Source organism: Pseudomonas frederiksbergensis, assembly GCF_035751725.1.
Classification (GTDB): Bacteria; Pseudomonadota; Gammaproteobacteria; order Pseudomonadales; family Pseudomonadaceae; genus Aquipseudomonas; species Aquipseudomonas frederiksbergensis_A.
On sequence record NZ_CP142104.1, the window covers coordinates 318,500 to 341,086 of the forward strand.

22 protein-coding genes and 1 pseudogene are annotated in these 22,587 nt (G+C 60.3%); 11 read left to right on the plus strand and 12 right to left on the minus strand.

Annotation, left to right across the window (positions count from 1 at the left end; all coding sequences use genetic code 11):
• Window positions 1-34: 34 nt before the first annotated feature.
• The gene (rimK, locus tag VQ575_RS01420) at window positions 35-940 is read right to left on the minus strand and encodes a 30S ribosomal protein S6--L-glutamate ligase (protein WP_030141550.1); all 906 of its coding nucleotides are present in this window, start codon (window positions 938-940) and stop codon (window positions 35-37) included.
• The gene (gene rimB / locus VQ575_RS01425) at window positions 937-1,419 is read right to left on the minus strand and encodes a retropepsin-like aspartic endopeptidase RimB (RefSeq protein ID WP_039592641.1); all 483 of its coding nucleotides are present in this window, start codon (window positions 1,417-1,419) and stop codon (window positions 937-939) included. The genes rimK and rimB overlap by 4 nt, the downstream gene beginning before the upstream one ends.
• Before the next feature lie 235 nt (window positions 1,420-1,654).
• Here rimB and VQ575_RS01430 point away from each other — a divergent pair, with 235 nt between their 5' ends.
• The 3 genes from VQ575_RS01430 to VQ575_RS01440 all read left to right on the plus strand — a co-directional run bounded on the left by VQ575_RS01430 (window position 1,655) and on the right by VQ575_RS01440 (window position 4,760).
• Window positions 1,655-2,059 (plus strand): RNA-binding S4 domain-containing protein, encoded by a 405-nt coding sequence (locus tag VQ575_RS01430; RefSeq protein WP_198726819.1) that lies wholly within the window; start codon window positions 1,655-1,657, stop codon window positions 2,057-2,059.
• Window positions 2,060-2,134: 75 nt separating this feature from the next.
• A complete protein-coding gene (gene hslO / locus VQ575_RS01435) occupies window positions 2,135-3,037 on the plus strand; it encodes an Hsp33 family molecular chaperone HslO (protein ID WP_039592643.1) in 903 nt (300 codons plus the stop codon).
• Between the two features lie 178 nt (window positions 3,038-3,215).
• Window positions 3,216-4,760, plus strand: coding sequence for a phosphoenolpyruvate carboxykinase (locus tag VQ575_RS01440; RefSeq protein WP_039592644.1), 1,545 nt, complete (start codon window positions 3,216-3,218; stop codon window positions 4,758-4,760).
• Window positions 4,761-4,814: 54 nt separating this feature from the next.
• Here VQ575_RS01440 and VQ575_RS01445 read toward each other — a convergent pair whose 3' ends face one another.
• Window positions 4,815-5,168, minus strand: coding sequence for a DUF1493 family protein (locus VQ575_RS01445; RefSeq protein WP_198726817.1), 354 nt, complete (start codon window positions 5,166-5,168; stop codon window positions 4,815-4,817).
• 131 nt (window positions 5,169-5,299) lie between these two features.
• Here VQ575_RS01445 and VQ575_RS01450 point away from each other — a divergent pair.
• The 5 genes and pseudogenes from VQ575_RS01450 to VQ575_RS01470 form a co-directional block, all read left to right on the plus strand.
• Window positions 5,300-6,289: pseudogene (locus tag VQ575_RS01450) on the plus strand (colicin E3/pyocin S6 family cytotoxin); the annotation flags it as partial.
• Between the two features lie 7 nt (window positions 6,290-6,296).
• Entirely contained in the window at window positions 6,297-6,551 is a 255-nt protein-coding gene (locus VQ575_RS01455; RefSeq protein ID WP_039592647.1) for a colicin E3-like toxin immunity protein, read from the plus strand.
• A gap of 159 nt (window positions 6,552-6,710) precedes the next feature.
• Window positions 6,711-8,639, plus strand: a complete 1,929-nt coding sequence (locus VQ575_RS01460; protein ID WP_325918919.1) for a RecQ family ATP-dependent DNA helicase — start codon at window positions 6,711-6,713, stop codon at window positions 8,637-8,639.
• Window positions 8,640-8,745: 106 nt separating this feature from the next.
• A complete protein-coding gene (locus VQ575_RS01465; RefSeq protein ID WP_325918921.1) occupies window positions 8,746-9,972 on the plus strand; it encodes a 3-hydroxyacyl-CoA dehydrogenase in 1,227 nt (408 codons plus the stop codon).
• Between the two features lie 46 nt (window positions 9,973-10,018).
• Entirely contained in the window at window positions 10,019-10,438 is a 420-nt protein-coding gene (locus VQ575_RS01470) for an acyl-CoA thioesterase (protein WP_325918922.1), read from the plus strand.
• Between the two features lie 83 nt (window positions 10,439-10,521).
• Here VQ575_RS01470 and VQ575_RS01475 read toward each other — a convergent pair whose 3' ends face one another.
• The 4 genes from VQ575_RS01475 to VQ575_RS01490 form a co-directional block, all read right to left on the minus strand.
• Window positions 10,522-11,004, minus strand: a complete 483-nt coding sequence (locus VQ575_RS01475; RefSeq protein ID WP_039592651.1) for a glycine zipper domain-containing protein — start codon at window positions 11,002-11,004, stop codon at window positions 10,522-10,524.
• A 263-nt stretch (window positions 11,005-11,267) separates the two neighbouring features.
• Complete coding sequence (locus VQ575_RS01480) at window positions 11,268-13,616, minus strand: FdhF/YdeP family oxidoreductase (RefSeq protein ID WP_039592652.1); 2,349 nt, start codon at window positions 13,614-13,616, stop codon at window positions 11,268-11,270.
• Window positions 13,613-14,452 (minus strand): formate dehydrogenase accessory sulfurtransferase FdhD, encoded by an 840-nt coding sequence (gene fdhD / locus VQ575_RS01485; protein WP_039592653.1) that lies wholly within the window; start codon window positions 14,450-14,452, stop codon window positions 13,613-13,615. Before fdhD ends, VQ575_RS01480 begins: the two co-directional genes overlap by 4 nt.
• 93 nt (window positions 14,453-14,545) lie before the next feature.
• Window positions 14,546-15,433, minus strand: a complete 888-nt coding sequence (locus VQ575_RS01490; protein ID WP_039592654.1) for a LysR family transcriptional regulator — start codon at window positions 15,431-15,433, stop codon at window positions 14,546-14,548.
• 134 nt (window positions 15,434-15,567) lie between these two features.
• Between VQ575_RS01490 and lysM the strand changes: the two genes are divergently transcribed.
• Window positions 15,568-16,017, plus strand: coding sequence for a peptidoglycan-binding protein LysM (gene lysM / locus VQ575_RS01495; protein WP_039592655.1), 450 nt, complete (start codon window positions 15,568-15,570; stop codon window positions 16,015-16,017).
• A gap of 51 nt (window positions 16,018-16,068) precedes the next feature.
• Here lysM and yrfG read toward each other — a convergent pair whose 3' ends face one another.
• Entirely contained in the window at window positions 16,069-16,731 is a 663-nt protein-coding gene (gene yrfG, locus VQ575_RS01500; protein ID WP_039592656.1) for a GMP/IMP nucleotidase, read from the minus strand.
• 88 nt (window positions 16,732-16,819) lie between these two features.
• Here yrfG and nudE point away from each other — a divergent pair, with 88 nt between their 5' ends.
• Together nudE and cysQ are read left to right on the plus strand one after the other, a co-directional pair.
• Window positions 16,820-17,386: an ADP compounds hydrolase NudE gene (gene nudE, locus VQ575_RS01505; RefSeq protein WP_039592657.1), complete on the plus strand. Its 567-nt coding sequence runs from the start codon at window positions 16,820-16,822 to the stop codon at window positions 17,384-17,386.
• Window positions 17,383-18,210: a 3'(2'),5'-bisphosphate nucleotidase CysQ gene (gene cysQ / locus VQ575_RS01510; protein WP_039592658.1), complete on the plus strand. Its 828-nt coding sequence runs from the start codon at window positions 17,383-17,385 to the stop codon at window positions 18,208-18,210. The genes nudE and cysQ overlap by 4 nt, the downstream gene beginning before the upstream one ends.
• A 40-nt stretch (window positions 18,211-18,250) precedes the next feature.
• On the opposite strand, the gene VQ575_RS01515 is transcribed toward cysQ, so the two are convergent.
• The 4 genes from VQ575_RS01515 to rfbC form a co-directional block, all read right to left on the minus strand.
• Window positions 18,251-18,706, minus strand: a complete 456-nt coding sequence (locus VQ575_RS01515) for a YiiD C-terminal domain-containing protein (RefSeq protein ID WP_045154810.1) — start codon at window positions 18,704-18,706, stop codon at window positions 18,251-18,253.
• Between the two features lie 32 nt (window positions 18,707-18,738).
• Window positions 18,739-20,130 (minus strand): sigma-54-dependent transcriptional regulator, encoded by a 1,392-nt coding sequence (locus VQ575_RS01520; protein WP_039592660.1) that lies wholly within the window; start codon window positions 20,128-20,130, stop codon window positions 18,739-18,741.
• On the minus strand, window positions 20,127-21,935 hold the full coding sequence (locus tag VQ575_RS01525) for a sensor histidine kinase (protein WP_039592743.1): 1,809 nt from the start codon (window positions 21,933-21,935) through the stop codon (window positions 20,127-20,129). The genes VQ575_RS01520 and VQ575_RS01525 overlap by 4 nt, the downstream gene beginning before the upstream one ends.
• A 61-nt stretch (window positions 21,936-21,996) precedes the next feature.
• Window positions 21,997-22,545, minus strand: a complete 549-nt coding sequence (gene rfbC / locus VQ575_RS01530; protein WP_039592661.1) for a dTDP-4-dehydrorhamnose 3,5-epimerase — start codon at window positions 22,543-22,545, stop codon at window positions 21,997-21,999.
• Window positions 22,546-22,587: the final 42 nt, after the last annotated feature.

A 22,587-nucleotide genomic window follows, 5' to 3' on the forward strand; every position in this document is an offset into this window, starting at 1 on the left:
GGAAGCAAGCTTGCTCCCACAGTAATTAAATGGATCAACCCTTGCCCTTGGTCCGGGTCATGTTCGGCCCACCATTCTTTTCCAGGTGCTCGATGATGATCCCCGCCACGTTCTTGCTGGTGGTGGTCTCGATGCCTTCCAGGCCTGGCGAAGAGTTGACCTCCATCACCAGCGGTCCGTGATTGGATCGCAGGATGTCCACGCCAGCCACCGCCAGCCCCATGACCTTGGCCGCACGCAGGGCGGTCATGCGTTCTTCCGGGGTGATCTTGATCAAACTGGCGCTACCGCCGCGATGCAGGTTGGAGCGAAATTCCCCTGGCCTGGCCTGGCGCTTCATCGAGGCGATCACCTTGTCGCCGACCACGAAACAACGAATGTCGGCGCCGCCGGCTTCCTTGATGTACTCCTGGACCATGATGTTCTGCTTCAGGCCCATGAACGCTTCGATCACCGACTCCGCCGCCGTCGCGGTTTCACACAGCACCACGCCAATGCCTTGGGTGCCCTCCAGCACCTTGATCACCAGAGGCGCGCCATTGACCATGGCGATGAGGTCGGGAATGTCATCCGGGGAGTGGGCGAAGCCGGTCACGGGCAAGCCGATACCGCGCCGAGACAGCAATTGCAGCGAGCGCAGCTTGTCTCGCGAGCGGGCAATCGCGACGGATTCATTGAGGGGATACACACCCATCATTTCGAACTGGCGCAGCACTGCACAACCGTAGAAGGTCACCGATGCGCCGATGCGCGGGATCACCGCATCGAAGCCTTCCAGGGGTTTGCCGCGGTAATGGATCTGCGGCTTGTGGCTGGCGATGTTCATGTAGGCGCGCAGGGTATCGATCACCACCATTTCATGGCCACGTTCGGTCCCGGCTTCAACGAGACGACGAGTGGAATACAGACGCGGATTTCGCGACAGCACAGCGATCTTCATGCAACACCTGTGGCAGAGGTAGTGGACACCGGGAATGCCGGCTTGTCTTGAACGTATTTGATGCCTGGATTGACCACCAATTGGCCGTCAATCAAGGCTTTGGAACCCAGCAACAGGCGATAGCGCATGGATTTGCGGCAGGCGAGGGTGAATTCGACCCGCCAGAACCGATCGCCCAGTGCCAACGTGGTGCTGATCACGTAGCGGACCTGGGCGTGGCCGTTGGAACTCTTGATGGTCTTGCGCGCCACCAGCGGCGCTTCGCAACGGCGATGACGCAGTTGTACGACGGTGCCAAGGTGTGCGGTGAAGCGCACCCATTTTTCGCCGTCACGCTCGAACGGTTCGATGTCGGTGGCATGCAGGCTGGAGGTGCTGGCGCCAGTGTCGATTTTCGCCCGCAGCCCCGCGACTCCCAGGTCCGGGAGCGCCACCCATTCGCGCAGACCGACGACGGTCAGATGGTCAAAAGTCTTCAAATAAAACAACCTGAAATTGGCACATCGGATAGCGGACTCCGCGAATCGCGGTATTCACGCAGAATAATCACAAAATGGCGACAGTTATCTACGTACTTGTTTGCAGGTGTAACCGTTACCGACGCATGCCGTGCGAACGGTGGGGTCGGCGGGCATTCTATCCGTCGGGACGGATTCGTGCGCCCGACAAAAACGGTAGTACAGTTCCAGCTATTGGTTAGAAAGAGGAATCGCAGTGGCACAAAAAAGCGAAGAGGATGACAAGGTCCGTCTCGATAAATGGTTGTGGGCGGCACGATTCTACAAGACCCGAGCCTTGGCCAAGGCCGCCATTGAAAGCGGCAAGGTCCATCACCGGGGCGAGCGTTGCAAGCCTGGCAAGGAGCCACGTATTGGTGATGAATACGTCATCCGCACGGGCTTCGACGAAAAAACCGTCATCGTCGAAGCCCTGTCAATCGTGCGTCGCGGCGCGCCAGAAGCGCAGACGCTCTATCGCGAAACCGAGGCCAGTATTGCCAAGCGTGAAGCCGCGGCCGCACAACGCAAGGCCGGGGCCCTGGGCGTGAGCACCGATGGCAAGCCCAGCAAGAAGCAACGGCGGGACCTGTTCAAGTTCCATGGAAGCAACAGCGAATAGGCCTTGCTTGGAACCCACCCTGAATGCCCATAAAATGCCCGTCATTAATTGCCATCACCTCAGATACCAGACCCTATGACTGATTTGCCGGATACCGACTACACCCAACGTTTCATCTTCGATGACAGCGACGCCCGTGGCGAGCTGGTGGCGTTGGAGCGTAGCTACGCCGAAGTCCTCGCCAAGCACCCCTATCCGGAACCGGTCGCGCAATTGCTCGGCGAGCTGATGGCGGCTGCGGCGTTGCTGGTCGGCACTTTGAAATTCGATGGCTTGCTGATTCTCCAGGCCCGCTCCGAAGGTCCGGTGCCATTGCTGATGATCGAATGCTCCAGCGAGCGCGAGATCCGAGGCCTGGCCCGCTATCACGCCGAGCAGATCGCCCCGGATGCGACGCTTGCCGACCTCATGCCCAACGGCGTGCTGGCCCTGACGGTCGACCCGAGTCATGGCAAGCGCTACCAGGGCATCGTCGATCTTGACGGCGCGACGCTGGCCGAATGCTTCACCAACTACTTCGTCATGTCCCAGCAGACCAACACCCGTTTCTGGCTCTATGCCGACGGGCGGCGCGCCCGTGGCTTACTGCTGCAGCAATTGCCCGCCGACCGCATTCGTGACCCGGAAGAACGCGACGCCAGCTGGCAACACGTCACCGCTCTGGCAAGCACCTTGAGCGCCGATGAGTTGCTGGGGCTGGATAACGAAACCGTCCTGCATCGCCTGTACCACGAAGAGCAGGTTCGCCTGTTCGACGGTCAGCCGTTGCGCTTCAAATGCAGCTGCTCCCGTGAACGTTCCGGCAATGCGCTGGTCAGTCTGGGTCTGGAAGATGCGCAGCAATTGGTGATCGAGCATGGCGGCGCCATCGAGATCGATTGCCAGTTCTGCAATGAACGCTACCTGTTCGACGCAGCGGACATCGCGCAATTGTTCGCCGGGGCGGGTGTCGACACACCGTCAGATACTCGTCACTAAAACGGTTCAGCGCAGGTAAATCTCCTGACAAACGCCGGATTTACGCCGTACTGACGGGAGGGCCCTACTCTTTTTGGGGTTTTCTGGCATAATCCGGCCCACTTTTTTCGGGTAGTAGTGCGCGACTTCCTACTACAAAACGTTTGGAGCACTCGGCCACGGGCCGACGGGGAATCTCATGACGCAAGCCAATAACGCCGTGTACACCGATCTGAGTGTCGATGATCTGGTCAAAGAAGCCCTGAATCGCGGTGAAGGCGAGCTTGCCGATACTGGCGCGCTGGTTGTACGTACCGGTCATCGTACTGGTCGTTCGCCGGTCGACCGTTTCATCGTGGAAGAGCCGACCACCCAGGACGCCATCGCCTGGGGCCCGATCAACCGCAAGTTCCCGGCCGACAAGTTCGATGCCCTGTGGAACCGCGTTGAAGCCTACCTGGGCGAGCGCGAGCGTTTTGTATCCCATGTGCATGTAGGCTCCGATCCTGCGCACTACCTGCCGGTCAAGATGACCACCGAGACCGCGTGGCACAACCTGTTCGGCCGCTGCCTGTTCATCAACCCCGAGCAATACAACGCCGGTGGCAAGGACGAGTGGCAGATCCTCAACGCGCCGAACTTCGTCTGCGAGCCTGAGCGCGATGGCACCAACTCCGACGGCACCGTGATCATCAACTTCGCGGCCAAGAAAGTATTGATCGCCGGCATGCGCTACGCCGGTGAGATGAAGAAAGCCCTGTTCTCGGTGCAGAACTTCCTGCTGCCGGCTGCCGACGTGCTGCCGATGCACTGCGCCGCGAACATGGGCGAAGAGGGCGACGTGACCTTGTTCTTCGGCCTGTCGGGCACTGGCAAGACCACCCTGTCCGCCGACGAGAGCCGTTACCTGATCGGTGACGACGAGCACGGTTGGGGCGTGGGCGTGGTCTTCAACATCGAAGGCGGTTGCTACGCCAAGTGCATCGACCTGTCCGAGAAGAACGAGCCGGTTATCTGGAAAGCCATCCAGCACGGCGCCGTACTGGAGAACGTGGTCCTGGACCCGGTCACCAAGAAAGCCGACTACGCCGATGACAGCCTGACCCAGAACAGCCGCGCGGCCTACCCGCGTGAGCTGATCGAAAAACGCGCGCCGAAAAACCTCGGTGGCGAGCCAAACGCCGTGATCTTCCTGACCTGCGACCTGACCGGCGTACTGCCGCCTGTGTCGATCCTCAGCGAAGAACAAGCCGCCTACCACTTCCTGTCCGGCTACACCGCACTGGTGGGCTCGACCGAAATGGGTTCGGGCAGCGGCATCAAGTCGACCTTCTCCACCTGCTTCGGCGCGCCGTTCTTCCCGCGTCCAGCCGGTGAATACGCTGAGCTGCTGATCAAGCGCATCCGTGGTTTCGGCTCCAAGGTCTACCTGGTCAACACCGGCTGGACCGGCGGCGGCTACGGCGTCGGCAAGCGCTTCAACATCCCGACCACCCGTGCGGTGATCGCGGCGATCCAGAGCGGCGCGCTGATCGGTGCTGAAACCGAACACCTGGACATCATCAACCTGGACGTGCCGTTGGCTGTTCCGGGCGTCGAGACTGGCCTGTTGAACCCGCGCAACACCTGGTCCGACAAGGCTGCCTACGACGAAGCCGCCAAGGCACTGGCCGGTCTGTTCATCGAGAACTTCAAGAAGTTCGAAGTGAGCGACGCGATCAAGGCGGCAGGTCCGCAGCTGTAAGGCTTGGTTGGTAAATGAAAAGCCGCCCTTCGAGGGCGGCTTTTTTGTGTGCGACTATTTTGCTTCCAGCGCCTGTGTATCCCATCGCTGGGCCTTGATTGCCTTGTAGAGCATGCCGATGGTCAATGGCATTTTGTTTCCGCGCCCCTTGGCCCTGCGCTTTTGGAGCACATCGAATCCTTCCGGTTGGAAATAGCGATAAGCGTCATAGTCGACGAGCTCGATGGCGAACCGCTCTTCCAATGTCTCCATCAAGTGCCGGGCATCCGCGCCGTCGCAGCCCAGGTCATGATTGATCGCGGTCTCCAGGCGAAGGGTCTTGCGTTCCGGCAGGCCTATTTCTTCGTGAAGCAACTCCATGAGTTGGCGCATGGCGGCGTCGTCGGGGAAGTCTGGGGCGAAATGCATGTTGGGGATCCGGCTGGTAGAAATGGCAGGGCTGTACGATAGGAAAGTTTAGGACGAAATCGTTTCTCAATAAAAAGAAGAAAGTTCTTACGCCAGACTCGGAGCCGTCTGGTGAGCATTTTTTCGCTTGCTCGATCATCGACTATCACTATCCAACCGGCTACATCCCGACGGAATTGCTGAGCGCCTATGGTGCGTTCACCTTGTTGGGAGGTCGGGAGGTAGACGCGTCAGGTTGCGTACCGCTGAAGACCATCAGCGGAGCGTTACCGGCAAGTGTTGGCACGTTGGCACTGGGTGGAACGGCGTTGGCCTCCCTTGGCGCCGGCGCGGTCACGTCGCCTGTGGCGGCGGGTGTGTTGGTCGGGCTGGTGGGGCTGCTGATGCCTTCGAACCTGGGCGATGGCTCGCTGTACACCGAAGAGCAATTGAGGTCGCTTGAAAAAGCACGCAGCCGGGTTCGCCTACACGTCGAAACCCAGGCTGACGGGACGCTTAAAGGGTATGGCTACAACACCCAGTCAAGACGCGACTGGGAAATGATCCCGGTGGTGACGTTCCAGACCCGCGGCGAGCAGCAAGTGGCAGACTTCGACGATGGGGTCGAGTTGATCTGGACGCCGGCCGTGGACCCTTCCGCCACGTTGGGCATTCCTGCGCTGGAGGCTGCGCCACAAGCGCCGCGCATCTGGATCTTCCCGCCGACGCCCATGGCGGACAGCATCATCGTCAATCCGATCTATCCACCGGAGTACAAGGATTTCATTCTTGTGTTTCCGGTGGGGACTGGGGTTTCGCCGTTATATGTAGTTTTGAATGTTCGTCGCAAAGGGCTGCCGGAGGCTGCACATAGGTATCATCACGCACCCCAGACAAACGAAATTACGGGTTTCGGTGGTCTGACCGAAGTTAAAGCAAAGACTCCACGTCAAGGTGGCGGCGGTTTTCGGGAGCGTTGGATTGATGCTAAGGGCAGGAGGATTTATGAGTGGGACTCTAGCCACGGCGAGTTAGAAGTATATCGCTCAAGCGATGGGAGCCATCTCGGTGCATTTGATTACCTTACAGGTGAGCAAAAGAAAGAACGAATTCCGAAACGTAACATTAAGAAATATCTCTGAGGGCGCCATGGGTTTAAAAATCAGGCTGAGGTGGTTTGACAAGGTATCCGAGCTGTTGGTCGAGAAGGAGTATTCACAGGATTTCGGAAACGACTCCAAGATTCTGGATGAACTCAATATTCCTTTGGAAAACAATATTAATAATGGGAACTTTGATGTCGATGCCGAATGGGTTGAAATCCTTCAGCCACATTTCACGCATCCTCTTGATTTGTCGAAGTACGACTATCAAATATCTTTTGATTATCGGGATATTTGGTAAATGCGTAGGGGCAGACGGTAGGCTGGGCTTGTTAACTGAACAGGGTCCCAGACGCATACGCCGTATCATCCAGTATCGTTTTTCCCCCGACCTTTTCTCGACTCGCTGCGTTGCCCGACTAGGCTTTGGGCTTCACAGCAGTCAAAGGAGCGACCGCTTATGCACAGCACCCTGGAACAGGTCTTCGGTTATCCACAATTTCGCCCCGGTCAGGAGGCGACCATCGGCGCGGTCCTTGCGGGTCGGTCGGCGGCGGCGATTTTTCCGACCGGATCCGGTAAGTCTCTCTGCTATCAATTGCCGTCGCTGCTATTGCCGCACCTGACGCTGGTAGTTTCGCCGCTGCTGGCGCTGATGCAGGACCAGTTGGCGTTCCTGAAGCGACACGGCATCGCCGCAGCCAGTATCGACTCGGCCCAGAGTCGCGATGAAGCCAGCGAGGCCATGGCGCGGGCCCGTTCGGGCGAGTTGAAGGTCCTGATGGTTTCGGTGGAACGGCTGAAGAACGAGCGCTTTCGCAATTTCCTGGAACAGGTGTCGATTTCGTTGCTGGTGGTGGATGAGGCCCACTGCATATCCGAATGGGGCCATAACTTTCGCCCCGATTATCTCAAGCTCCCCGATTACCAACGCCAGTTCAATATTCCCCAGGCACTGCTGTTGACGGCCACCGCGACACCGAAGGTCATCGCCGACATGCAGGCGAAGTTTGCCATCGCCGCCGATGACGTGGTGACCACCGGTTTCTACAGGCCCAACCTCAACCTGCTGGTCGAGCCTGTTCGCAGTGACGACAAGCGTGGGCGGCTGTTGCAATGGTTGGGCGAGCGCCCCGGGCAGTCGAGTATCGTCTACGTCACTTTGCAGCGAACCGCCGAGCAGGTTGCCGGGTACCTGAGTGAACACGGCATCAAGGCCGAGGCTTATCACGCCGGGCTGCCCCATGATCAGCGTGAAGCCATACAGCAGCGGTTCATGGGCGGTCAGTCCGACTGCATCGTCGCGACCATCGCGTTCGGCATGGGAATCGACAAAAGCGATATCCGCAACGTGGTCCATTTCGACTTGCCGAAGTCCATCGAGAACTACAGCCAGGAAATCGGTCGGGCAGGGCGGGACGGGCAGCCGTCCGATTGCCTGGTATTGGCTAACCGCGACAGTCTCAACATCCTGGAAAATTTCGTCTATGGCGATACACCTGAGCTTTCCGGCATCCGTTGTGTGCTTGATGAGCTGAAAGCTACCGCCCGGGATGAGCAATGGGAGTTCTTGCTGGGACCATTGGCGGACCAGAGCAACATCCGGCAATTGCCGCTCAAGACGCTGCTGGTTCAGTTGGAGCTGCGTCGGCTGATCGCGCCGCGTTATGCCTACTACGCGGAGTATCGCTTCAAATGCCTGACCGAGCCGCAGGCACTGCTGGAGCACTTCGAGGGTGAGCGAAGAGATTTTGTCTCGGCGATCATCCAGACCTCCAGCCTTGCTCGAACTTGGGCCACGGTGAATTTCGACGAGATGTACCGGCAATATCGGGCCGAGGGTAGTCGCGTGGTCAAGGCGTTGGATTATTTCCAGGAAAAAGGCTGGATCGAGCTGGAAAGCAAACAGATGACGGAGGTCTACAACGTCCTTGAGGCGGACTTCGATTCCCAGGCCTTGAGCGTCGAGCTACACGCCAACTTCACCCAGCATGAGGAAACGGAAATCTCGAGGATCCACGCCATGCTCGGGTTATTCGCCACGGACCGCTGCCTCGGTTATCGGCTGGCCGAGTACTTTGGCGACAAAAACGCGCCGCGCCAATGTGGACACTGTTCCGTATGCCATGGACAGGTCGCGCACCTGCCGGAACCGCCGTCCCTACCACCGCTTGGGGATAAAAATTTCGAAGCCCTGTGCGCGAATTTTATCCACAGGCATGAACAGCACACGGGTAATGTCCCTTCTGCCGAGCGGCTGACCCGGTTTCTCTGCGGAATCAGCGTACCGCTGTTCACCAAGCTGAAGGCTCGCCAGATCCTCGGATATGCTGCGCTGCAAGCGTATCCCTACGCTGAGGTCCGGCGTTGGTCACAGGCGCATCTTTGAGCTGCATCCATCCGCTGAATGCCCGGCATCACACGAATAAATTTCAAAAAAACCCGCTGGCTGACTAAGGTGAAGCAGTCTTTGGATCGCCAACAAGAGAGCAAACATGAGCCAGACATCGTTCGATATCCAGCGTGCCGCCGTTGTCGGTGCGGGGACCATGGGCCGGGGCATCGTGATGTGCCTGGCCAACGCCGGCGTCACCGTGCAGTGGGTCGATAACAATCCGCAGATGCTGGAACAGGCGCTGGCCACGGTGGCCGATACCTACGCCCATAACATACGCCAGGGGCGTCTTGAACAAAGCGAAGCCGACGCCCGCATCGCCCGGATAACGCGGGCGGATGACTACGCGGCGATCCGCAATGTGGACCTGGTCATCGAAGCGGTCTACGAGAATCTCGAACTCAAGCAGAAGATATTTCGCGAGCTGGACGGCATGCTCAAGCCCGAGGCGATCCTGGCAAGCAATACCTCGGCGCTGGATATCGATGCGATTGCCGCTGCTACGCGCCGGCCAAGCCAGGTGCTGGGCCTGCATTTCTTCAGCCCGGCGCACATCATGAAGCTGCTGGAAATCGTGCGCGGCGCACAGACGTCCAAAGCCGTGCTGGATGCAGCCTTGGCGCTGGGCAAGCGCATGGGCAAGGTGAGCGTGGTGTCGGGTAATTGCCACGGCTTCATCGGCAACCGGATGCTTCATCCTTATGTGCTGGAAGCACGCAAGATGCTGTTGGAGGGTGCGTTTCCCCATCAGGTCGATGCGGCGTTGCAGGGCTTTGGTTTCGCCATGGGGCCGTTTCGCATGTACGACGTGGTCGGGATCGATCTGGAATGGCGTGCGCGGGAACTGGCGGGCCGGGGGCAGGACGCGCCTGAGGTGCAGGTGGATAACCGTCTGTGCGAATTGGGCCGGTTCGGCCAGAAAAGTGGCAATGGTTATTATCACTATGAGCCGGGCAGTCGGCAGGCTGAGCACGATGTCGAGGTCGATGCGCTGGTGCAGCGGGTCAGTGAGGAGCTGGGTTTCCAGCGGCGTGACATCGGCGCCGATGAGATCCTCGAGCGCTGCTTGCTGGCACTGGTCAACGAAGGTGCGAAAATCCTCCAGGAAGGCATTGCCGAGTCGTCCCACGACATCGATCTGGTTTACCTCAACGGCTATGGCTTTCCGGCTGACAAGGGCGGCCCGATGGCCTGGGCTGACCAGCAAGGCCTCGAGGATATCCATGCCCGCTTGGTGGACCTCGAAACGAAGCAGGGGGACCATTGGAAGCCTGCGCGCCTGATCGGGGAACTGGCCGCCCAAGGCAAGGGTTTCTCGCAACGATAGCCCGTTACCCTGTCCCATCCCAACAGTGCATAACCAAGGACAAGCGATGCCCCAACGCACCGAGTACTTCCATTTCCAGCCGGTGACTACGCGCTGGCACGACAACGATGTGTACGGCCACGTCAATAACGTCACCTACTACAGTTTTTTCGACACGGCGGTGAATACCTACCTGATCGAAACCGGCGGGCTGGATATCCACGAAGGCGAAGTGGTGGGTTTCGTGGTGAGTTCAGCTTGCGACTATTTTGCGTCGATCGCTTTTCCGGATCGGATCGAGGTCGGCCTGCGGGTCGGCAAGCTGGGCAACAGTTCAGTGCAGTACGAGCTGGCGGTGTTCAAGGAGGGCGAGGAGGAGGCCTGCGCGGCGGGGCGCTTCGTGCATGTGTTCGTGGATCGAGCATCGAATCGGCCCGTGGCGATTCCGGATCGGCTGCGCGCGGCGCTGGAGCTTTTGGTAGCCTGAAACGAAAAATCGCAGCCTCCGGTCAGTCTCTGTAGAGAAAGCCGAAGGCTGCGATCATTTAACGGTCGGAGTTGAGCCAGCCGTCAGTCATCGTGATAGCGATGTTTGTGCTTGTGCTTGCGATGGCCGTAGGCATGACCGCGACCTGGGTGGCCATCGCGGTAGTAACGGCGATCACCACGACGACCTTCATAACGGTCATCATCGTCGTCCTTGCCCATGTAGTTACCCAGTGCGCCACCGGCGCCACCGCCTGCTGCGGCACCGATCAGGCTACCGGTAGTGCCGCCTACGCTGCGGCCAACCACGTTACCACCGGCTGCGCCCAGCGCGCCGCCGATCGCCGCTTCGCCGCGGCTGTGTCTGTCTGCACCAACTGCGCTACCGCCCGCGCCGCCCAGGGCCGCGCCGATAGTGGAGCCGGTGTTTCCGCCCAGGGACTGGCCGACGACCGAACCCAAAACCCCGCCCAATGCGCCGCCTACACCTGCTTCGGCGGTACCGCCGGCAGACGCGACGCCACTGACCAGGCCAAGGGACAACAAGAGAATGGAGGAGAACTTCATAGAGGAGCCTCAAAGGGATGACGGCGCGATCCTGAGGCTGGCTTCGCTTGGTTACAATCGAAATCCGACGAGTAACACGACTTGTGCACAATTCTCTAAGTTATTGTTTTTAGGAGGGAACTTATGGCGAATTGGCCGGTCTTTAGCTACTTGAGACAGGCCGTTTTCCATGGAAAACGGCCTTTTTCGTATCTGCAAGAAGATCTTTCGTGGCGAGGGGATAAATCCCTCGCCACAGGGCTGTCACGATCCAACAGGCTGTATCAGGCCGACTTGGCCATGATCAATCCATTCTCGCTCGCCGCTTCCAGACGAATCGCCACGAACTTCGAGGTCGGGGTGTGGCTGCCGTCACCGGTGCTTTCCAGCGGTACCAACGGATTCACTTCCGGGTAGTAGGCGGCGGCTTGACCGGCCGGGATGTCGAAGGCCAGCAGGGTAAACCCTTTGACCCGCCGCTCGCGTCCGTCGTCCCAAAGCGAGACGATATCGGCCTTCTGCCCGGGCTTGAAGCCCAGGCGGATGATGTCTGCTTCGTTGACGAACAATACGTCACGCTGGCCCTTCACTCCGCGATAGCGATCGTCGAGACCATAGATGGTGGTGTTGTACTGGTCGTGGGAGCGCATGGATTGCAGGATCAGGTCCGGCAATTGGCCTGTGGCACGGGTACGTTCGTGGATCAGGTCGGTCGGCAACTGGTTGGGCTTGAAGTTGGCGCGGCCCGACGGTGTGTTCCAGCGACGGGCACCGGCACTGTTGCCCAGATAGAAGCCACCAGGGTTCTTGAGTTTCTCGTTGAAGTCCTTGAAGCCTGGGATGGTTTCGGCGATCAGGTCGCGGATGCGGCTGTAGTCGGCCACGAGCCAATTCCAATCCACTGGACGGCTGCCCAGCGTAGCGGCAGCGATGCCGGCGATGATCCAGGGCTCGGAGCGCATCTGGTTCGACAGCGGCTGCAATTGGCCGTTGGAGGCGTGGACCATGCTGAACGAGTCTTCCACTGTCACGGCCTGGGAGCCTTCGGCTTGCAGGTCGATGTCGGTGCGACCCAGGCACGGCAGGATCAACGCATCCTTGCCGTGGGCCAAGTGGCTGCGGTTGAGCTTGGTGCTGATCTGTACGGTCAGATCGCAGTTGCGCAGGGCCTGGAAGGTCCGGTGGCTGTCCGGGGTCGCCTGGGCAAAGTTGCCACCCAGGGCGATGAACACTTTTGCCCGACCTTCGGCCATGGCGTGGATTGCCTCGACCACGTTATGACCGTTTTCGCGCGGCACCTTGAACTGGAAACGCCGCTCCAGTGCATCGAGGAACGCAACGGGCGGACGCTCGTTGATGCCCATGGTCCGGTCGCCCTGCACGTTACTGTGCCCTCGCACCGGGCAGAGCCCCGCGCCTGGCTTGCCGATGTTGCCGCGCAGCATCATCAGGTTGGCGATTTCCTGGATGGTCGCGACGGAATGGCGGTGCTGGGTGATGCCCATCGCCCAGCACATGATCACGTTGCTGGCCTTGGCATACATGCGCGCGGCCTGCTCGATCTCGGCCAGGGTCAGGCCTGATTGCTGGGCGATCTGTTCCCATGGGGTGTCATCGACGACCGCCAGGTACTCCAGGACGTTGGTGCTGTGTTCGTTGAGGAACCCATGGTCGAATACCGCGGGGCCACCACTGTTCTGCGCTTCACGCTCCCATTGCAGCAGGAACTTGGCCATGCCGCGCAGCACGGCCATGTCGCCGCCCAGGGCCGGGCGGAAGTACGCGGTGTTGGTGGGTTTATCACCGTTGGTGAGCATTTCCAGCGGGTGTTGTGGATGCTGGAAGCGCTCCAGCCCACGCTCTTTCAGCGGGTTGATGCAGACCACTTGGGCGCCACGCTTCACGGCTTCGCGCAGCGGTTCGAGCATCCGGGGATGGTTGGTGCCGGGGTTCTGGCCCCAGACGAAGATTGCGTCGGCGTGCTCGAAATCGTCAAAGGTTACCGTGCCTTTGCCCACGCCCACGCTCTGGGACAGGGCCACGCCGCTGGCTTCATGGCACATGTTCGAACAGTCAGGGAAATTGTTGGTGCCATACGCGCGCACGAACAGTTGATACAGATAGGCCGCCTCGTTGCTCGCCCGGCCCGAGGTGTAGAACTCGGCCTGGTTCGGGTTGGACAGCCCCTGCAGATGTCTGCCGATCAAGGCAAATGCCGCATCCCAGCTGATGGGCTTGTAGCGGTCGGTCTGCGCGTCGTATTGCATCGGCTCCGTCAGGCGGCCCTGGTATTCCAGCCAGTAGTCACTTTGCTCCAGCAACGACGTCACGCTGTGCTTGGCAAAAAAAGCGGCGTCGACACGGCGTTTGGTCGCTTCCCAGTTCACCGCTTTCGCGCCGTTCTCACAGAACTTCACCATGCCGCTTTCCGGCGAGTCGCCCCAAGCGCAGCCGGGGCAGTCGAAGCCACCGTTCTGGTTGGTCTTGAGCATCATGCGAATGTTTTTCAGCGCGTTATCGCTGGTCAGCCAGGCCTGGGCGACGCTGATCAGCGCGCCCCAACCACCGGCCGGGCCCTTGTAGGGTTTGTAGCGCGGTGCGGGTTTCTGGTTGGCTTGTTGATAGTTGCTCACGCTTGTTTCTCCATCGCAGGGCTATAGACCCGCGGCGCACTTTTTTGCGGCAGGTGGATGAGGTTGAGGTTGTGTTGGCGGGCCCATTGGACGGCGAGGCCCGTGGGCGACGACAGGCTGACCAGGGTCTGGATGCCTGCACGCAGTACTTTCTGGATCAGTTCGAGGCTGCAACGGCTGGTGACGATCGCCAAGCCACCGGCCACTGGGACCTGCTGCCGGATCAACGCGCCGATCAATTTATCGAGGGCGTTGTGTCGGCCTATGTCTTCGCGGCCCATCAGCAGCTCGCCCTGGGCGTTCATGAACAATGCCGCGTGGACGGCGCCACAGTGCTGGCCCAGGGGCTGGAACTGGCTGATGCGTTGGCGCAGGCCATCGAGCCATTGCGCTGGTGGCAGCGGTGCCCCCGGCAGCGCCTTGAGGTCGGGTAGCGCCTGTTCCACGGCTTCCACGCCACAAAGACCGCAACCACTGGTGCCGGCCATCTGGCGACGTTGTTGCTTGAGATTCCAGAAGGCGCGATTGGCGATGGTGACCTGGGCATAGTGGGCGGAACCGGCGCCGCTCAGTTGCAAGTCGTAGATATCCGCTGGGTCTTCGATGATGCCGCTGCCAAGGCTGAACCCGACGATGAAATCTTCTAGATCGGTTGGCGTAACCAGCATTACCGCTTGGCTGATGCCGTTATAGGCAATGGCCAACGCCACTTCCTCGGCCAGCGCGGCGCTGTCCGATTCGGAGTGGTCCAGGTTGCAATAGCGATAGCTCTGGCTGGCGGCTGGCGTGGAAGATTCCACGTCAGGCGCAGGACAGACCGGAGGCTTGTCGTTCATGGGCATCACTGAAAGTAGGAATAGTTCTAAGACTAAATGCGGCAATCTGCCACGTCTAATCGCTATTACTGATCTTTCAATAGATGACGTCGATCAAGGAAAGGTTATTGATTTCTGGTAGAGGGCGAAGCACGCCTCCGCCAACGCCGATCGCGGAGCCCCTCGCCGCATGATCAGCCCAAGCGGAACCAGGGTTTGCGCGTTTTCGATGGGCTGGATACGCAACTCTTCGGTCAGGACCTTCAGTCCACTGTCCAACGGGACCACTGCGCAGCACAATCCGCCATGAACAGCTTGCAACAATTGATGCACGGCGTCGGTTTGCAGCAACGGTTGAGGTGCCAGGCCGCGGCTGTGGAAGGCGTGATCGATGGATTGGCGAAAATGCATGCCGCTGGTGAGCATGCCCAAGGGCAGCTCGACCAGCGATTCCCACCTCAGCGGTTCTTCGCCAAAAAAGAAAAAACGCTGGTCGTACAGCAGGCCCATGCGGGTATGGCTGAACGGCAAGGCTTCGAAGCGCTCGTTATCCAGGCGCTCCAGGTAGGAAATTCCCAGGTCGATGCGGTTGTTCGCCAGTTGTTCGAGGATGCGCTCGGAACTCAAGGACGACAATTCGAAACGCAGGCTGGGGTGTTCAGTGTGCAGGCGCTGCATCATCGTCAACGGGTCGAAATCCGACAACGGCACCACGCCCAGGCGCAGCGTACCGACCAGATTGCCCCGGCAGGCCGCCGCTTCGGCCTGGAGCCCGTCATAGGCCGCCAGCACCGTGCGTGCCCAAGCCAGCACCCGTTCACCCGGCGCGGTGAAACCCTCGAAACGCTGGCCGCGGTTGACCAGCGGCAAGCCCAGCTCTTCTTCGAGGCTGCGCAAGCGCATCGACAGGGTGGGTTGGGTGATGTGACAACGGGCGGCTGCCTGGCCGAAGTGGCGGGTTTCGTCGAGCGCGATGAGGAATTTCAGCTGCTTGATGTCCATCTTCGCTCCTGGATACGGGAAGATTGGATTCTAGCGCTTTGGACGTGGCGGGGTCATTGGTCGGTTGGGAGGCGGGCTCGGTGGGCTTGGTCTAGGCTTTGCGTCTGGACATTTGAACCCAGGGAGAGACAGCCATGAGCCTTTTCAGTTTTTTAAAAGATGCCGGTGAAAAAATTCTTGATGCGCTGACGCCCGATAAGGCTGAAGCCAACAGCGAGGCGCTGACCAAGCACGTACGAGATGCCCTGACAGGTATAGATACTTCCAAGATCCAGATAAAAGTCGAGGGTGAAAAAGTCATTGCCACCGGCGAAGCCGCGACGCAGGAGGAAAAGGAAAAAATCCTTTTGGCTCTGGGCAACGTTGCCGGCATCAGCGGCGTGGATGACCAGATCACGGTCACCGGGCCGATTGCTGCGGAGGCCAAGTTCGTCACCGTTGAGAAGGGCGACACCTTGAGTGCCATTTCCAAGCGGTTCTATAAGGATCCAAACAAGTACAACAAGATTTTCGAAGCCAACAAGCCGATGCTCAAGCACCCAGACAAGATCTATCCGGGACAGGTGCTGCGTATCCCTGAATAACCTGGCCCTCCTGTGGCGAGGAGATTTATCTCCTCGCCACAAAGGCATACCCTAAAGCCCTTCGATCAGCGCTCGATAATCCCCAACCGCCTCAAATTCCCCCGTGTCCTTCGGCCCCTTGCGGCTGTCCGGCTCGCTGACCGCCAGCAAGTGCGCGACGCCAAAATCCCGGGCGCTGCGCAATACCGGCAAGGTATCGTCAATGAACAGGCTGCGGGCGGGGTCGAAGTCCAGGTCGGCTTGCAAGGCATCCCAGAACTGCGGGCTCTCCTTGGGGAAACCGTAATCGTGAGAGCTGATCAAACGTTCGAAATAGGGGGCGAGTTCGATACGCTCCAGCTTCAAGGACAGCGAGTCGCGATGGGCATTGGTGATCATCACGACGCGTTTGCCGGCCTGCTGGATCGCTGCCAGGAACGTATCGGCATCCGGGCGCAGGGCGATCAGGTGGGCGGTTTCCTGTTTCAACTCGCGCACCGGCAACTTCAGCTCGGCACTCCAGAAGTCCAGGCAATACCATTGCAGCTGGCCGGCGTTGCGCTCGAACAGCGGCTGCAGTTCCATCTCGGCCATTGCGCGGCTGACGCCATGGAGTTCGGCATAGCGCTGGGGCAGGTGCTCCATCCAGAAATGGTTGTCGTAGTGCAGGTCCAACAGGGTGCCGTCCATGTCCAGCAGGACTGTGTCGATCTCATGCCAAGGCAACAAGGCCATAAAACTTCTCCAGCGGTAATCGAATATCCGACACAAACAATCAGAATAGGCCGGGTATAGTAGCCCGCTATCGCCCAGGGAGCCGTTTATGCGCCAGAAACCCACCATACTCGACCGACGGATCGTCGCCACCAGCCGGCTGTTTTGCGTGGAGGAAATGAAACTGCGTTTTTCCAATGGCGTGGAGCGCACATACGAGCGTCTGGCAGCCAAGAGCCCTGGATACGGTGCGGTGATGATCGTGGCGATGCTTGATGCCGACCATGCCGTGCTGGTTGAGGAGTATTGCGGCGGCACCGAGGCTTACGAGTGGTCATTGCCCAAGGGCTTGATCGAGCCGGGTGAAGATGTGCTGGCGGCGGCCGAGCGGGAGCTCAAGGAGGAGGCCGGTCTGGGCGCACGACAACTGGAGCACCTGACCGAATTATCGTTGTCGCCTGGCTACATGAGCCAAAAGATCCAAGTGGTACTGGCGACCGATTTATATGAAGAGCGGCTGGAGGGCGATGAGCCCGAGCCGATGAGGGTGGACAAGATCAACCTGGGCGAACTCTCGGCCCTTGCGCAGAATCCGCAATTCACCGAGGGCCGAGCGCTGGCGGCGTTGTACCTGGCTCGCGACCTGCTGACCCAGCGAGGAGCCTATCTGCCATGAATTTTTCCCATCCCCTGATGGCCCCGGTGATCGAGTTGGCGCTCAAGGCCGGGGCGGCAATCCTGCCGTTCTGGCGCGCCAACGTGGAAGTCGTGCACAAGGCTGACGAATCACCGGTGACCGCCGCCGACATGGCCGCTCACGACGTCATCGTGGCTGGGCTGACCGCCCTGGCGCCAGATATCCCGATCCTCTCCGAAGAAGACGCGAATATCGCGCAAGGCGTCCGGGCGACTTGGAAGCGCTGGTGGCTGGTGGACCCGCTGGATGGAACCAAGGAATTCATCTCCGGCAGTGAAGAGTTCACCGTCAATATTGCCTTGATCGAAGACGGTCGGGTGGTGTTCGGCGTAGTCTCGATGCCCACCAATGGCCGCTTCTATGTCGGCGGCACGGGCCTGGGCGCCTGGCGCGGCGACCGGAACGCCGAGCCTTTGCCCATCGCGGTGCGTAACGAATTGGCGCCTGGGGAGGCGTTTACCGTGGTCGCCAGTCGGCGCCACACCAGCCCGGAGCAGGAGCGCCTGTTGGCCGGCTTGAGCGAGAGCCTTGGCGCCTTGCAACTGACCAACATCGGCAGCTCGCTGAAGTTCTGCCTTTTGGCTGAAGGCGCTGCCGATTGCTATCCACGGCTGGCGCCGACGTCTCAATGGGACACTGCCGCCGCCCAAGGTGTGTTGGAAGGCGCGGGTGGCGAAGTACTGGACTTGAGCGGCGAACCGTTCTGCTATCCGCCGCGGGAGTCGCTGTTGAATGCGTCGTTCCTGGCTTTGCCGGCGAAGGCTGCATGGCGTGGGAAATTGTTGGAGCTTGCTCGCACCTAGGATCGGATACCCATTGTGGCAAGGGGACCCGGCTACCTGCTCAGCGATGCAAGACGTACTGCCCTTCGAATTGCACCGCCACGTCCTCGCTGTCCACGTTCAGCACCTGCGTTTGTAATGCCAGCCGCGCCCGTCCGTACCGCCGGTAAGTGGCCAGGAAACGCTTCCAGGTTTTTTCATCAGGCGCGTCACACACGACGGTTGCGTCGCGGGTTACAGGTAGCGGATAGCTGATCTGTCCCTCCTGGATCACGATGTGCCCGTCCTCGATTCCTTCCTCGCGCAAGGCCAGGTGCAGCCAGCCCCAGCCGCCGAGTACAGCACCGCAATACAGACTACCGCCGAACATGGTGCTCTTGTGATTCACATTGGCCTCGAGCGGCAGGAACAGACGCAGCCGTCGGGCTTGCCAGTCGAGCACTTGCAGGCCCATGTCGTGGGTCAACGGAATATCCCGGTGCAGGATCGTTTCCAGATAACGGCTATCGCTGTTCATGCGGGCCCTCTTCAAAAGTAGGATGGCAAGGCTCAATCGGCGTCATCGGCCTGGCCTTGGCTATGGTCGCCGAAGGCCAGCCCATGCTTGCGCAGTTTGTCGTGCAACGTCTTGCGCGGCACACCGAGGGCTTCGGCCAGGCTGCGCACTGAACTGTGGGGGCGGGCCAGCTCTGCGGCGATCAGGGTTTTTTCGAAGTTCTCCACCTGCTCGCTCAAACCGCCGCTGACCCCCTCCACCGGGGCGCCGGGATGACCCTCCGGTGTGTTGTTATCCAGGGCCAGTTCCAGGCCCAGGGCGAAACGCTCGGCGGCGTTCTGCAACTCGCGCACGTTGCCCGGCCAGCCATGGCGCAACAACAGCGCCCGGTGGGCCGGAAGCAATTCGTGGCGCGGCAGGCCATGGCGGGCGCTGGCCTCATCGGCGAAATGCTGGAACAGCACCAGCACATCCTCACCTCGTTCGCGCAACGGCGGTATGCGCAGCGGCGCGACGTTCAGGCGGTAATAGAGGTCGGCGCGAAAACGCCCTTGATCGGCGGCCTGGCGCAGGTCTTCCTTGGTCGCGGCAATGATGCGGATGTCCAGCGGGATCTGTTGATTGCCACCCAATCGTTCCACCACGCGCTCTTGCAGCAGGCGAAGCAACTTGACCTGTACGTCCAGGCTCATGCTTTCGATTTCATCGAGAAACAACGTGCCGCCATTGGCGAATTCAAATTTGCCGATACGGCGTTTCTGCGCGCCAGTGAAGGCGCCGGGTTCGTGGCCGAACAGTTCGCTTTCCACCACGGACTCCGCCAACGCGCCGGCGTTGATGGCCACGAACGGCCCGTTGCGCCGGCTCGACAAGTCGTGCAGCGCGCGGGCGACCACTTCCTTGCCAGCGCCGGTTTCACCCAGGATCAGCACATCGGCGCGGGTCGCTGCCAAGGCCCCGATCTGCTCGCGCAGGCGCAGCATGGGTGATGATTGCCCGACCAATCGGGCGCTGAGTTCATGGCGGTCACTGAGGGCCAGGCGCAGGCTGCGGTTGTCCAGGACCAGGCGGCGCAAGGCCAAGGCCCGGCGTACGCTGTCGAGCAGATGGTCGCTGGCGAAGGGTTTTTCGAGAAAGTCATAGGCTCCGGCGCGCATGGCCTGTACGGCCAGCGGCACGTCGCCGTGACCGGTGATCAGCAGCACCGGCAGCTCCGGGTCCTGGGCGTGCAGTTGGCCCAGCAGTTCCAGGCCGTCCATGCCGGGCATGCGGATATCGCTGACCACGACGCCCGGCCAGTCGCGAGGCAACTGCCCGGCCAGACCGTTGGCCTCGCCCAGCGGCAGTATTTTCAGTCCGGCCAGGTCGAGGGTCTGGCTGAGGGCCTGGCGCAGATGGGGGTCGTCGTCGATCAACACCACCTCAATCTGGTTGTCGATGGTCATACACTACGGTCCTCGGACGGTTGCAGGCTCACCCCAGGCGCGCCCGCGCGCAATTTCAGGGTAATCAGGGCGCCGCCTTCCTTGTGGTTGGCGAATAGCAATTCGCCGCCGAAGGCGCGCATCAGGGTGTCGCAGATTGCCAGCCCCAGGCCAAGGCCTTGAGTGCGGGTCTTGGTGGTGTAGAACGGCTCGCCGGCGCGACCAAGGGCTTCCATGCAAAACCCCGGGCCGTTATCGCGAATGTACAGGTTGACGCCGGTTTCGGTCGCCTGGGCACTGAGCCAGAGTCTACGCGGCGGACCTTTTTCAGTCAGGGCATCCAGCGCATTGGCCAGCAGGTTGCCCAGCACTTGGCGCAGGCGCGTTTCGCCGGCTTCGACCCACAGGGTGGCGGCCGGCAGGTCACGAATCAGCTCCACTTCCATGCTGCGCCGACGTTTGGCGAGCAAGGCCAGGGCATCGTCCAGCGCCGGTTGCAGCGCGACGCTTTCCGGGGCGTGGCGGTCGCGGCGGGCGAAGGCGCGCAGATGAGCGATGATCGATGCCATGCGTCCGGTCAGTTCGTTGATCAGCTTGAGGTTGCCACGGGCGTCATCCGTGCGCTGGTGATCGAGCAGTATTTCGGCGTTTTCGGCATAGCTTCTAATCGCTGCCAACGGCTGGTTGAGTTCGTGGCTGATGCTGGCCGACATGGTGCCGAGCGCGGACAACTTGCCGGCTTGCACCAGGTCATCCTGGGCACGGACCAATTCCTGTTGGGCGTGCTCGCGCTCCAGCACCTCTTGCTTGAGCCGACGGTTAAGGCCTTCCAGGTCGCTGGTGCGTTCCGCGACCCGACCCTCCAGTTCGTGACGAGCCTTGGCCTCGAAGGCGATTCGTTCCAGGTAATGGCGCCTGCGTTGCATCATCAGCCCGAGCAACAACATCAAGACCAGCAACGCCGCGCCGCCGATGACGACCACCGTGCGTACCGGGCGGTCAATCAGCGTGCGTGGCGCCAGGATGCTGACGTTCCAGCCTGTCTCTTCGATGGCCTGGGTCTGGGTCAGCCAGGCGCTGGGGTCCAGGTTGAGCGGCTTGGGATCGCGGGTTGGGTAGGGTTGTATCGCGCTGATCGCCTTGCTCTCCGCTTCGCCCAAGGGCCGCGTCGAGCGGAAGCGCCATTCCTGGCGCGAGGTGAGAATGACTACGCCGTTGTGGTCGGTCACCAGGAGCTGTTCGGGGGTCTTGCCCCACAGGCTCTCGGTGTGGTCCAGGTCAACCTTGACCACCAATACGCCAATCACTTTTTCGCGATCGCGTACGGCGGCGGCGAAAAAATAACCGCGCTTGCCCGATGTGGTGCCCAGGCCGAAAAAACGTCCCAGGCGCCCGGCCATGGCCTCGATGTAGTAAGGGCGAAAGGCAAAATTGCGACCGACGAAGCTGTCGTGCTTGTCCCAGTTCGAGGCGGCCAGGGTCTTGCCCGTGGCATCCATCAGGTACATGACTTCGGCCCCCGTCTGGGCGCTGATATTTTTCAGCAGCCGGTTGGCATTGCCCTGGGTCACGCCATCGTCCGGTGCCGACAGGGCTGCGCGCAGGGCCGGCAGTTCGCCGAGTATCTGCGGCAGCACTTCATAGCGATGCAGGGTGCCCAGCAGGTTGGCGACGTAGAGATCGAGTGTCTGGCGGTTCTGGCCGGCCAGCTCACTGCGGTAATACCGCTCGGCCAGATGCTCCAGTGGCCACAACAATGGCGCCAGGCACAATGCGAGCAACGCCAGGCTGCGCCAACGGGGTCTGCGGGGGAGGGTGGAATTCATGAGCATCGGGCGCCTGTGGTAACAGACGCATTATGCCTAGGACACGGGCGAACGTCTTCGATCAGGCGAAGACCTCGGCATGCTCGAGCGTTGCAGCGGCCAGATCCTTGGCAGACAGTTGTGGCTGGATGTCACCCAGTTGCCAATCGATGTTCAAGGTGGGGTCATTCCACAACAGGCTGCGTTCCGACGTCGGGTCGTAGTAGTGGGTTGTCTTGTAGAGAAACTCGGCGAACTCGCTCAAGACCACAAAGCCATGGGCGAATCCTGGCGGTACCCAGAGTTGGCGGTGATTATCGGCGCTGAGGCGCACCGCGACCCATTTGCCGAAATGCGCTGAGCTGCGACGAATATCGACTGCCACGTCGAGCACTTCGCCAGCGGTCACGCGGACGAGCTTGCCCTGGGTGTTTTGCAGTTGGTAATGCAGGCCTCGCAACACGCCTTTCTGCGAGCGGGAATGATTGTCCTGAACGAACTCCGTGTCGATGCCCGTCGCGTCCTTGAAAGCCTTGGCATTGAAACTTTCATAAAAAAAACCGCGCTCGTCACCAAATACCTTGGGTTCGATGATCAGGACACCGGGGAGATCGGTGGCGATGACATTCATGGTGTGTCTCCGGTAAGCCAGGGTTCAAAAAGACCATTCTTG